We start from the raw sequence: 11281 nt of genomic DNA, 5'->3' as shown, positions 1-11281 counted from the left end.
CAATTAAAAGAGATCAATCTTTTGAGGCATTATTCATATAGCTCATATTCGTTTTAACCCGTTCAGGCTGAAACACTTTTGTCCACCTTCGATTCAGCAAGGTCTTTGCTGAGTCATCTTTGCCCCAAAGTGTGTCACGACCGATGACTGACTAATTAATGGTGAGTTAATTTTGTAATACATATGCTAACTAACAACCCTAGAGTGCAGGTGTTTTTTTCGTAACCCATAACGAGTGTGCGTACAAAAATCACATAACCACCATATATGGCTTGAGTTGCTTAAAAAGGTTGAGCAAGATGGCCAGAAGCAAATGACTATATCCCGACTGAAAAGCGTTATGCATAGGGGCAATTAATGACGAAAGCGAAACAAGCGTTAAGCATAAAAGGTGATACGTTTAACCCATTTCCAGAGCCATTTAAATCTCGCCTTGGTCAATCTGAATGCAGAAGTTTAGGTGATTCTTTTGGGCTCACTCAGTTCGGTGTGAATCTGGAAGTATTAGAACCGAATGCGCAGTCGGCTCTTCGCCATTGGCACACAAGGTCAGATGAGTTTCTTTATGTACTCGGTGGTGAGCTATGTTTAGTCAGTGATGACGGTGAGCAGACATTGTTTGCAGGAATGTGTATTGGCTTCCCTGCTAGGGTCGAAAATGGTCATCATTTAATAAACCGCAGTAGCGAACAAAGTAAATTTATAGTTATAGGGAGCCGAGTTGCAAAAGACGAAGCCCATTATCCAGATGATGATTTCAAATGGGTTGTTGAAAGTTCTGGTGAATGGACTCCCTCTAGAAAGAACGGCACACCATACTAGTGACTGTTAAGTAGTAGGAGGGAGACTATGATTCCAACAGCGATTCTTATTCATGTTCAAAATGTCGCATTAGGCATCGAGTGGTATCAAAAAGCCTTTCCTACAGCTGAATCTGTTTATCATCCTAGTTTCGACTTTACCGTGCTCAATTTAAACGGTTTTTCTCTTGAGATAGTGCAAGCAGACGAAAAAGTAGGCTCGGGTAAATGCGGGACAGTTTTATATTGGTCGGTAAACAACTTGGATAAAGCACTGGATCATTTTGAAGAACTTGGTGCAAAACTGTATAGAGGCCCAATGGCAATTGAAAATGGGCTTTTTATGTGTCAAATCGAAGATCCGTTTGGCAACTTAATTGGTTTGCGTGGGGCGACGACGTTGCAAGTGGTTTAAATGGATTATAAAAGGCCTTATATGCCATATCAGTTTAGGAGGTAAAATGGACATTTTGATCGAACAAGAAATAGAACTCCATCAATACCAAACTCGTCAGAACAAAGCTGACCTTGATCGTTTAATACACCCTAGTTTTACTGAAGTTGGTAAGTCAGGAGATAGCTACGACTTTACATCCATTATTCAAATGATGGATTTGGAAGAGCCTTCAGATATCCGCGTTCATTCTCAAAAGTATGAATGTATTCAACTTGAGCCTTCTATACAGCTTTTAAAGTATGAGTCTGCTCTTGTAAGTGAATCTGGAGAAGTTAGTGACTATGCCAAACGCTGTTCAATTTGGACATTTACGGGCACTTGTTGGAAGCTCAGGTATCATCAAGGTACGCAATGTAAACCTTTCAAACTCAGTTAGTAGTGATTATCCGAAATCTAACTATCTACTGAAGTTTGTCATTACGGGGGAGCTTAAAGTTTGTAACACGCCTCTGCCCCATTTTTAGTTTCGCCAAAAAGCCTACGTTCTCGGTCGGGTGGGTTTTGACCACATATAACTAATCTGACACCCAAAACTCACAAAGTCCGAAAAGTGGCCGTCATAGTGTTGTTCTTAGCTCAAATGAATTTGCTGATTTTTGCCCTGAAAATCGCACTGAAAGCGTTCCAAATATCCGCTTAGAGCGTTTTAGGCGGTCTGAGGGTTGTTTGGGATAGCAAAATCGCACATTTGTCATAATAGGAATAATGAACACTGAATTTAGAATTTGGTTTAAATATTATGTCGAAATTACGAATCCGTCTTAAACGTTGTTAGCCGTATTTTCACGGTGATTAATCCAAAACATATTTTTGACTTAAAGCAAACTTACTAATTTCTTCAGAATATTCCTGCAAAAATTTATTCTTATCGATCTGAGGCTCGGCGATATGTGGTGGTACTTGATCCATAAATGAGAAATGATCGCCACCTTCAATAACTCTCATTTCCACCATTTGCGGATTAGGAATGGTTTGAGCCAACCATTCCGTTTGGGCGCTCGGTGTAATCTCATCTTCTGAGCCAACCCACGCAAAAATGGGAATATTAACTGTGTCAAGCGAACCTGGAGCATAAAAAAACTTAGTTGGCGCAGCCAAAATTACCAAAGACACGAGTCTGTTGTCCGGTAAAATATCAACTATTTCTCTTGATCTCGTTTGCATCTCTGCGCCAGCTAAAGCGATAAGTGTAGCAGCACCAATCGAGTGCCCTATTCCTATCACTTTTGAATTAGGTTGTGTACATGCTTTTAGAGAGAGGGACAGTCGTCTTGCTCTAAGAGATAATTCAATTTTATTAGGAAAATGATTTGTAAGCATCTCAAAACATGGAGCAATTATTGTACACCCTGATTTTTTTAGTGTATCCAAAAGAGTTGAATATCGTTCAGGCATTCCACCTGCGCCGACAGAAAACAGTATAACTGGACTGTTTTGTTCACCAGACTCGTGTACCAAAACTTTAAATGGTTCACCGCCATCTTGTATTATCTTGGTTTGCATAAAATTTCTCCTAGGCTTTGCTATTGTGGATACACTTAGCTCTTTATATTCGGCGATGAGCCGTTCTTTCGTTTTGAGCTATTTTGGGACAGTCAACATGAATTTAAGGGCTTAAAAGACGGTTTAGTCTATTTAGATGGTAATATGACTCTTCCTTAATTGAGTGTAGATTTTACGTAACGCTCGTTGTGCGTAGGTGGTTGATTTACCATAATTGCATTTACTATTTAATTGGTAGGTAGATCTCTGTTAACAACCCACACTCATTAACTTCATGAGCAAAGTTTAAGTAACGGAAGAAACAAGGGGAGTCTCTTAATTCTTCGCCACTATCTGGCAGCCATTTATGGTACAAGTGATACACGGTGTTACTAATACTATCATGGCTTCCTTCATGGACAGCCATGGCGCATCTGCCACTTGGTATTGTTCCAGATTTTATTCCATAGGCGTTTGCTAGAACCTCTCCTCCGTGCAAGCCACAGATATCAAACTGAAACTCATCATCAGGCGTATCGTTTGGGTCAGAGTGAGGAATACCAAATGTTTCGCTGGTATTTATTGGAGATAAACCTGTTGATTTTCGCCAATTTATGAACTTGGCTACTGTCTCGTATACCAGTCTTGGGCTACCTTTATGTTCAATTAATGCAACTTCTCTTTTTTCGAAGTCTACGACTTGAACGTCCTTTACACTTTCTCCTGTTATCGGTGGATGATATTCATACTTTGAGTGCCAAGTACGCCACTCAGGCTGATTTCTAAATTGGGAAGGTGATTGTCCAAATATCCTAGAAAAAGCACGGCTAAAGGCTTCTAGGCTTGTGAAGTGAGCTTCAAAGGCAATATCAGTAACACTGTACTCTGACTCGAATGCTAACCTGAAAGAAGCGCGTTTCATTCGTGCCAACAACACATATTGCATAGCGCTAATCCCCATAAACGCTTTAAAGATACGATGAAAGTGGTACTTTGAACTGGCAGCTACAGAACTTAGCTGCTCAAGTGAGAACTCGCCATCTAGGTTACCATCTATAAAATCGCACACTTTTTTTATTTGTCGTTCATGATGTTTAATCACGCTCACTGCTTTTTATACTCCAACTTAAAAATCTTAGAAATGATAATACCCAAGAAGATTTTATTATGCCTGATTGAAATTGCTAGATGACGGGTAGTAGACAGTTTATGGAGGGCTAATACTTATGCTTAATTGCCATATCAACAAGCAATAACGTCATCTTAACTGCGTAGCACTCAGTGCTTACTTCTGTTTGTTTTCGTTGACGGTTAGCACCTCAGCAAAGAGTGTAATACAGCATTTTGCAGTACTAAAACTTATCCGTAGTTTTCTAATTTAAGTGGCTACTCTAACAAGGTTTTGTCCGTGCGACCTGAGGTCGTATGAAGCGTTGTTCACCGCTTTATGAGTGAACCGTCTGTATCACCAGATGAACCTACGAGCCTGAATAAAGCAGCGGCTCGGACAATGTAACGAAACTTGGCCGTTGGGCTGAGTGGGAAAAGAATCGTGAGAGGACGTTCCTCCTGAAAACCACAATTCGGGTAAGTGCTAGGTAGTCAGTATGATGAACGTATGTGAATCCATTCAGTGCGACATGAAGTCGTATGAATCGTTGTTCGCCACGAAAAGAGCGAACCATTTGTATCACCAAATGATCCTACGGCTCTGAATAAAGAAGCGAGCCTGACAATGTAACAAAGTCTATCTGATGGACGGGAACTGAATCGCGAGAGGAAGCTCCTCCTGATAACCACATAAATCGGGTAAGTGCTAGGGAGTCAGTATGATGAACAGAAGTGAATCCACGTCAGATGCGTAATTTCACAAGCAGCGGAAGTGGTTTAGACGCTGTAGCTAAATAAGCAACGAGAGTAGGAAAGAAGTTTGTGTGTATTCTTTCGTGATCGAAATGCTCTCCGCATTATAGTGGGCATCTACCCTGACATTACGAGACATACGGAACATGGTAAGCCTGTATCACTCCCTCTGGGAAAGCCTATGTGGCCGATAGTGATGCAGGTAAAGGAGGTTGGAGAAAGCGAAAGCTGGATTGTAATGATGCAGATACAGGCACATGCCTGATCACGAAAGTGAGCCCACTTCCAACTGGTCTCCCGTTGCGAGAGAGTTTGAAGAACTTTATTAAGGAAGAAAAGCAAATGATGATTTCGAACGAGATTAGTGCATCTTCTGACAGTGCACAATGGCAATCCATTAACTGGAAGGCTGTGGAGGCGCATGTCTTAAAGCTCCAAATGCGTATCGCAAAGGCAACTAGAGAAGGTAATCACGGTAAAGCAAAAGCCTTACAGTGGATACTAACCCATTCTCGTTCAGCAAAACTTCTTGCTGTTAAGCGAGTATCTCAAAACAAAGGTAGTAAAACGCCTGGAATAGATGGCGTGCTCTGGAATACAGATGCACGTCGCATGAATGCAGTGAATCAATTGAGTCGAAAAGCTTATCAAGCTAAACCACTCAAGCGTATCTACATCCCTAAAAAGAACGGTAAGCTTCGACCACTTGGTATTCCTTGTATGGCAGATAGAGCGCAACAAGCACTCCACCTCCTTGCTTTGGAGCCTATCTCGGAAACAATTTCAGACCCAAATAGTTACGGCTTCAGACCAAACCGAAGCACTACTGATGCAATAGCGCAGTCTTTCTTATGCTTGGCTCAAAAGAAGGCAGCTAAATGGGTTCTTGAAGGAGATATTAAATCCTGTTTTGATAAAATCGGGCACCAATGGCTTCTTGATAACATCGCTGTAGACAAGCGTATGTTGGAACAATGGTTGAAGTCTGGTTTTGTAGATAAAGGGTTGTTTTATCGTACGGAAGAAGGCACGCCACAAGGTGGCATAATTTCTCCAACATTAATGCTAATCACTCTCGCAGGGCTTGAACAACAAATAAAGTCCTTGGCTCTTAAGAAAAAAGCAAGAGCCAACTTTATTGGATACGCTGATGATTTTGTTGTCACTTGTACATCAAAGGATGTATTAGAGAACGACATAAAGCCATTGATTACTGAATTTCTACTAGAAAGAGGTCTAACACTTTCCGATGAAAAAACACGCACAACTCATATTGATGATGGATTCGATTTTCTAGGGTTTAACCACAGAAAATACAAAGGAAAGCTACTCATAAAACCGAGTAAAACCAATGTACTGTCATTCTTAAGTAACTTGCGTAGACTCATCAAAACTCACGCAACGATCCCCGTAAATAACCTTATCAAAATGATAAACCCCAAAATACGGGGATGGGCGAATTACTATCGCCACTGTGTTGCTAAACGAGTTTTCGGATACGTTGGACACCAACTATTCCAAGCATTATGGCTCTGGGCTATTAGGCGTCACCCAACTAAATCAAAAAGTTGGGTCACCCATAAGTACTTCATCAACCGAAAAGGCCAATGGCAATTTCACGGTTGGCAGAAGATAATGAATATGGATTGTCAGTTCAATCTATTTCAAATAGCCAAAGTATCAATAGAAAGACATGTGAAAATCCGAAGTGCCGCAACGCCATTTGACCCTCAGCACCAAGAATACTTGGCGAAGAGAAAATTCAAAAGGAAAGCTCGCAACTCTTGGAACGATCCTGTTTTAACTGCTTTATAAGTTGCTGGGTATCAAACGATGCCTTTGCGGAGGCTTGAGCCGTATGCAGTGAAAGTTGCACGTACGGTTCTTAGGGAGACGGCACTTGGTAACAAGTGTCGTCCACCCGACAGGTGCGTTATACGTTGAAGCAGCGGAAGTGGTTAATACGCTGTGGCCAAAAGGCAACGAGAGTTGGAAAGAGGTTGGACAGTACTTTTTCGTGATCGCCGTACTCTCCGCACTATAGTGGGCATCTAAGCTGACATTTTACGTAACATACGGAACAGGGTAAGCCTGTATCATTCCCTTTGGGAAAGCCTTTGTGGCCGATAGTGATGCAGGTATAGGAGGTCGGAAAAAGCGAAAGCTACATTGTAATGATGCAGATACAGACCTATGTCTGATCACGAAAGTGAGCCCACTTCCGACTGGTCTCCCATTGCGAGAGAATTTGAAGAACTTAATTCAAGGAGAAAAGCAAATGGTGATCTCGAAAGAGATTAGTGCATCTTCTGACGGCGCTCAATGGCAGTCCATCGACTGGAAATCCGTTGAAGCACACGTATTGAAGCTTCAAATGCGTATCGCAAAAGCAACTAGAGAAAAGAAATACAGTAAGGTGAAGTCCTTACAGTGGCTCTTGACTCATTCTCGCTCAGCCAAGCTTCTTGCGGTTAAGCGAGTCTCTCAGAATAAAGGCAGTAAAACGTCTGGAATAGACGGTGTCACCTGGAACACAGATGTACGCCGTATGAAAGCAGTCAATCAACTGAGCCGCAAGGCTTACTCTGCAAAACCACTCAAACGTATCTACATTCCCAAAAAGAACGGTAAGCTCAGGCCATTGGGTATTCCATGCATGATTGATAGAGCGCAACAAGCCCTCCACCTTCTAGCATTAGAACCAGTGTCCGAAACGCTTGCCGACCTCAATAGCTATGGGTTTAGGACAAATCGCAGCACGGCTGACGCCGTCAGTCAGTGTTTCAAATGTTTGGCTCTAAAGCGATCAGCGAAATGGGTTCTTGAGGGAGATATTAAGGCTTGCTTCGACAAAATCGGGCATCAATGGCTTATGGACAATATCACGGTAGATAAACGTATGTTAGAACAATGGTTAAAGTCTGGCTATGTGGATAAGGGTCTGTTCTATGATACCGATGAGGGTACACCTCAAGGTGGAATAATCTCTCCAACCTTGATGCTAATGACTCTCGCGGCAATAGAGCAACAAATAAAATCTACAGCCCTGAAAAAGGGGGCTAGAGCCAACTTTATCGGTTACGCGGATGATTTCGTGGTTACTTGCTCTTCAAAGGAAGTGCTAGTGAACGACATCAAACCGTTGATTGCTGGCTTTTTGGCAGAAAGAGGGTTAGCCCTCTCCGAAGAGAAAACGAAGATCACTCATATTGATGATGGCTTTGACTTTCTAGGCTTCAATCACAGGAAGTACAAAGGGAAATTGCTCATCAAGCCGAGCAAATCCAACACGTTGTTATTCTTGAGAAATCTACGAGAACTCATTAAAAAGCACGCAACCATCCCTGTTAACGATCTTATCAAGTTGATAAATCCGAAACTCAGGGGATGGGCGAATTACTATCGCCACTGTGTTGCTAAACAAATATTCGGGTATGTCGGCCACAAACTATTCCAAGCGCTATGGCACTGGGCAGTTAGACGTCATCCAACCAAGTCCAAAGACTGGGTTGTTCATAAGTACTTCCTCAATCGTAAAGGCCAGTGGCAATTTCACGGTTGGCAGAAAATCATGAACATGGACTGTCACTTCAATCTGTTCCAAATAGCGAAAGTGCCTATCGAAAGACACGTGAAAATTAGGAGTGCTGCGACCCCTTTTGACCCTCAATACCAAGAATACTTGGCGAAGAGAAAACCCAAAAGGCTAGCTCGTAACTCTTGGAACGAACCTGCTTCGACTGCTTTATAAGTTGCTGGGTATCAATGATGCCTTAGTGGAGGCTTGAGCCGTATGCAGTGAAAGTTGCACGTACGGTTCTTAGAGGGGCGACACTTGGTAACAAGTGTCGTCTACTCGACAAAACCTTCACAGGCTGAATTTTTACCTATGGCACTTTCTAACTCGAAAGTGCCCTTTTCTGCGTTAACGTAATTACTCAGTAGCAGATCACGCTACTGAAATCACCGTACTTTTTCTTATATGCCAAAAGTGTTAAAAAGATAAGAGAACATCGAATGATGCTCTCTTAAATATCGGGGAGAGTACAGCTAAATAGTAAACACATTTCAGACGCGAATGAGTGTATACAAAAAGGCCGCAATCAGCGGCCTAGTTTAAAATCTACTAATTCAAAGTTAAAGCATCAATTTGAAGCTCTTTAAGTGTGAGATGAAGCTTGGGAGTCTCTGCTTTTGTAAGCAAGCTAAGAACTCATCTTGGCTCATTGGTGGCCTTTTTAATGAAGCTCTTTGTTGCTGAGCAGCCTTAACGCATGCGCTACTGTCCAATTCGAACATATCGCACAGGAACTCGTCTGGATGTATTGCTGTTAGACCTAAAGGCTCGAGTTCGCAAGAAGGAAAGTCTTTTAGGTTGAACGTAATGATAGACTCAGCCTGACCTTTAATGGCGGCAGCTACAACATGTCTATCATCAACATCGGGTAAAGTAAGGCCATCAATTAAAGACTCATACCCTTCAATCAAGCAGTCTGGAACATTTGCGTTCATTAACTGTCGAGTTCTTTGCAGTTGTTCTGCATTTAGCTCTGGCCTATTTTTCAGTAGATTTCGAGTCCATTCATCATGTATCTGTTCTGTCCATCGCGCTCTAAACAGGCCAGTATTGGCCAAGTACATTAGGTAGCTTCGGAGTGGAGCTGGGTACATTACACATGCGTCTAGAATTACCGTATATGACGCCATTAATATCCCATATCCATTTCTTGGTCTAATGCAGATAGTTCAGCAAGAGCAGCTAGTCTGTTCTCTTCTAGGCAGTTCTTGTACTCCATAAGATCAGTATAAGCTACCTTTCTACGGTTGCCAGTACGGCTAAACGGAATATCACCTGAATCAAGAAGCTTAATGAAAGTAGGACGAGACATGTTTAGCATCTCAGCACCTTCTTGCGTTGTGAGTTCCGCATGAATAGGTGTGATGCTAACAGAGTTGCCTTGACCTAATTGAGTAAGCATCTCGATCATCATATTTAATGCGCTTGCTGGAATAGTTACTTCGTGAGTCTTACCAGACTTATCGACAACGTTAATCCTTTGAGCTTCACCATTAATTTCTATAACGGCTGACAACTCTTGGCTACCAAGCTTAGCCAGTGCCATTTCTTCAGCGCTTGGCAATTTTGTAGCAGTATTCATCGTGTTTCTCTCTAGTTTTTAGTTTCTGATGTCATGGTATACAAATCTTCTCACCATGACATTATCCGAAATATTCGAAAAAAAGTCAATATTCGAAATATTCGAAAGAAAGAGAGTGTCACATTATCGTTGGACTTAGTGCTCGTAGGCGGCCTAGTTCAAGGTCTATCAACGCATGCTTAACTATCTTTAATCATAGTACTTCAATATGTAGTGTATGAGAGGAATTGGTCAGCCAGATGTAGGCTAGCTGAATGATTATAATATTAGAAGTAATTCGAAAGGTCAGAGTGTTCTATGATTCATAACTCGGAATTGTCCGAAGATTAGTTTCAGTTATATCTGTCATGTTAAAGCATGCGGCAATCGTTTACGCCTCGTTATTCATTCGTAACTTGCCATCTTTCTTGTTGTGCCTGTGAAGTTGTCTGATACTTCGATACGTTTCATTTCGATGTTCATGGTGGGTTCGATTTTTTTAAGACGTGCTATATCACTGGCTATTCGTTTACAGCCTAAAAACAAGAGGCCATCGAGTGATGTTATGACATCTCCAGCCTTGAGGCAATCAACGAGGGAGGTGGCAGAGAGTGGTGTTTTTGTCCCAGCAACGTAGCGAGTTGCCACAAACTCATTCGTATAGTGGATTTCTCTTGGTAACATTTGTTCGCTTTTAGCGTAAATCATTCCGCTTTGTTTACCATTGATAACTCGATGCTCTTTATACACTCGTGTTTCCTCGCCTATGGTGGCCATAGCTTGTGGTGCGCGGGTGATGAATAAGCGAAAAGGTAGATCTTCACTTGTGATGTAATCGACAAGGTTAAACGCTAATCTTGCTCTCGCGATCTCTCCGAGTGGTTTGTCACGACAGATTTGTAGAACCTGATCCCATTGGCTGGTCAGTCGAGTGCTTTCTTTATCGCTTCTAACTTTAACCTTTTGAATATCGTAGTGAATTATCTTTTCCATGGTTAATTTGGCCTTCCGTTTTGCTTGCTTCGTTAAATTCCAACCTAACATTATTTTTTATAACAAATTAAAGCAGTTATCCACAAAGTTTGGGCATGACCTGTCTAAAACCTTCGTAGGTTGAGTTTATGCTCATGGTACTAAATAGATCGAAATCACCTAAAAATGCCGATAATTGTTTTCAAATTGAAGTAAAAGCGCCAGTTATAAAACTTATCGCGACACTAGCGGGTATATTCGTTGACTTCTAAAAGAGCCCAATGATGGTTACTTTGCAATTGGAGTATATTACCGCCAGTGATTCTTGAAGCAAGAATTAGAGCAACAGCCATTGATTTCTTGAGAGGTAATGGGGGTGGTTAATCTCTGCACCCTCGTCAGTGTACCAATAGGCTGATACATACTTATAAGCTCTCATCCGATCCAAATTCACGAGTTGTGATCTGATTTAACTTTTTGGTGAAATTACCTCTGTTAATCCCTAAAACCCTAGCAGCCTTAGACTGATTACCGCGCGTATGAGTTATCAACTCAGTAAACAATATTTC

Annotated in this window: 12 protein-coding genes; 6 read left to right on the top strand and 6 right to left on the bottom strand. The window is 41.7% G+C overall.

Annotated elements, in window-relative coordinates; translation table 11 throughout:
• Positions 1–357: 357 nt before the first annotated feature.
• The 3 genes from AACW75_RS19825 to AACW75_RS19815 are packed head-to-tail and all read left to right on the top strand — an operon-like array spanning position 358 to position 1633.
• Entirely contained in the window at positions 358–822 is a 465-nt protein-coding gene (locus AACW75_RS19825) for a cupin domain-containing protein (RefSeq protein WP_057623077.1), read from the top strand.
• Positions 823–849: 27 nt separating this feature from the next.
• Positions 850–1215 carry a VOC family protein gene (locus AACW75_RS19820; RefSeq protein ID WP_017097734.1) on the top strand — a complete coding sequence of 122 codons (366 nt, stop codon included), beginning with the start codon at positions 850–852 and terminating at the stop codon, positions 1213–1215.
• A gap of 46 nt (positions 1216–1261) precedes the next feature.
• Entirely contained in the window at positions 1262–1633 is a 372-nt protein-coding gene (locus AACW75_RS19815; protein ID WP_017097735.1) for a nuclear transport factor 2 family protein, read from the top strand.
• A 416-nt stretch (positions 1634–2049) separates the two neighbouring features.
• Here the strand turns inward: AACW75_RS19815 and AACW75_RS19810 are convergent, their stop codons facing one another.
• Together AACW75_RS19810 and AACW75_RS19805 are read right to left on the bottom strand one after the other, a co-directional pair.
• A complete protein-coding gene (locus AACW75_RS19810; protein ID WP_065607929.1) occupies positions 2050–2760 on the bottom strand; it encodes an alpha/beta hydrolase family protein in 711 nt (236 codons plus the stop codon).
• Positions 2761–2983: 223 nt separating this feature from the next.
• Complete coding sequence (locus tag AACW75_RS19805; protein ID WP_057623080.1) at positions 2984–3847, bottom strand: AraC family transcriptional regulator; 864 nt, start codon at positions 3845–3847, stop codon at positions 2984–2986.
• Between the two features lie 1097 nt (positions 3848–4944).
• Between AACW75_RS19805 and ltrA (AACW75_RS19800) the strand changes: the two genes are divergently transcribed.
• From ltrA (AACW75_RS19800) to ltrA (AACW75_RS19790), 3 genes are all read left to right on the top strand, one after another.
• On the top strand, positions 4945–6417 hold the full coding sequence (gene ltrA, locus AACW75_RS19800; RefSeq protein WP_182796477.1) for a group II intron reverse transcriptase/maturase: 1473 nt from the start codon (positions 4945–4947) through the stop codon (positions 6415–6417).
• A gap of 85 nt (positions 6418–6502) precedes the next feature.
• On the top strand, positions 6503–6646 hold the full coding sequence (locus AACW75_RS19795; RefSeq protein WP_181259819.1) for a hypothetical protein: 144 nt from the start codon (positions 6503–6505) through the stop codon (positions 6644–6646).
• 234 nt (positions 6647–6880) lie between these two features.
• Entirely contained in the window at positions 6881–8353 is a 1473-nt protein-coding gene (gene ltrA / locus AACW75_RS19790; protein ID WP_237297928.1) for a group II intron reverse transcriptase/maturase, read from the top strand.
• Positions 8354–8739: 386 nt separating this feature from the next.
• Here ltrA (AACW75_RS19790) and AACW75_RS19785 read toward each other — a convergent pair whose 3' ends face one another.
• The 4 genes from AACW75_RS19785 to AACW75_RS19770 form a co-directional block, all read right to left on the bottom strand.
• On the bottom strand, positions 8740–9309 hold the full coding sequence (locus AACW75_RS19785) for a PIN domain-containing protein (RefSeq protein ID WP_017098631.1): 570 nt from the start codon (positions 9307–9309) through the stop codon (positions 8740–8742).
• Positions 9309–9761, bottom strand: a complete 453-nt coding sequence (locus AACW75_RS19780) for a helix-turn-helix domain-containing protein (RefSeq protein WP_017098630.1) — start codon at positions 9759–9761, stop codon at positions 9309–9311. The genes AACW75_RS19785 and AACW75_RS19780 overlap by 1 nt, the downstream gene beginning before the upstream one ends.
• Before the next feature lie 384 nt (positions 9762–10145).
• Positions 10146–10733 carry a hypothetical protein gene (locus AACW75_RS19775; protein ID WP_237297927.1) on the bottom strand — a complete coding sequence of 196 codons (588 nt, stop codon included), beginning with the start codon at positions 10731–10733 and terminating at the stop codon, positions 10146–10148.
• 404 nt (positions 10734–11137) lie between these two features.
• Positions 11138–11281: helix-turn-helix domain-containing protein (locus tag AACW75_RS19770; RefSeq protein WP_276574088.1), on the bottom strand; the 144-nt coding region annotated here is incomplete at its 5' end.

The organism is Vibrio sp. L3-7 (genome assembly GCF_963898195.1).
Taxonomy (GTDB): Bacteria; Pseudomonadota; Gammaproteobacteria; order Enterobacterales; family Vibrionaceae; genus Vibrio; species Vibrio echinoideorum.
Note: the sequence above shows the minus strand (reverse complement) of the source record. Positions and strands in the feature narration are given on the sequence as shown.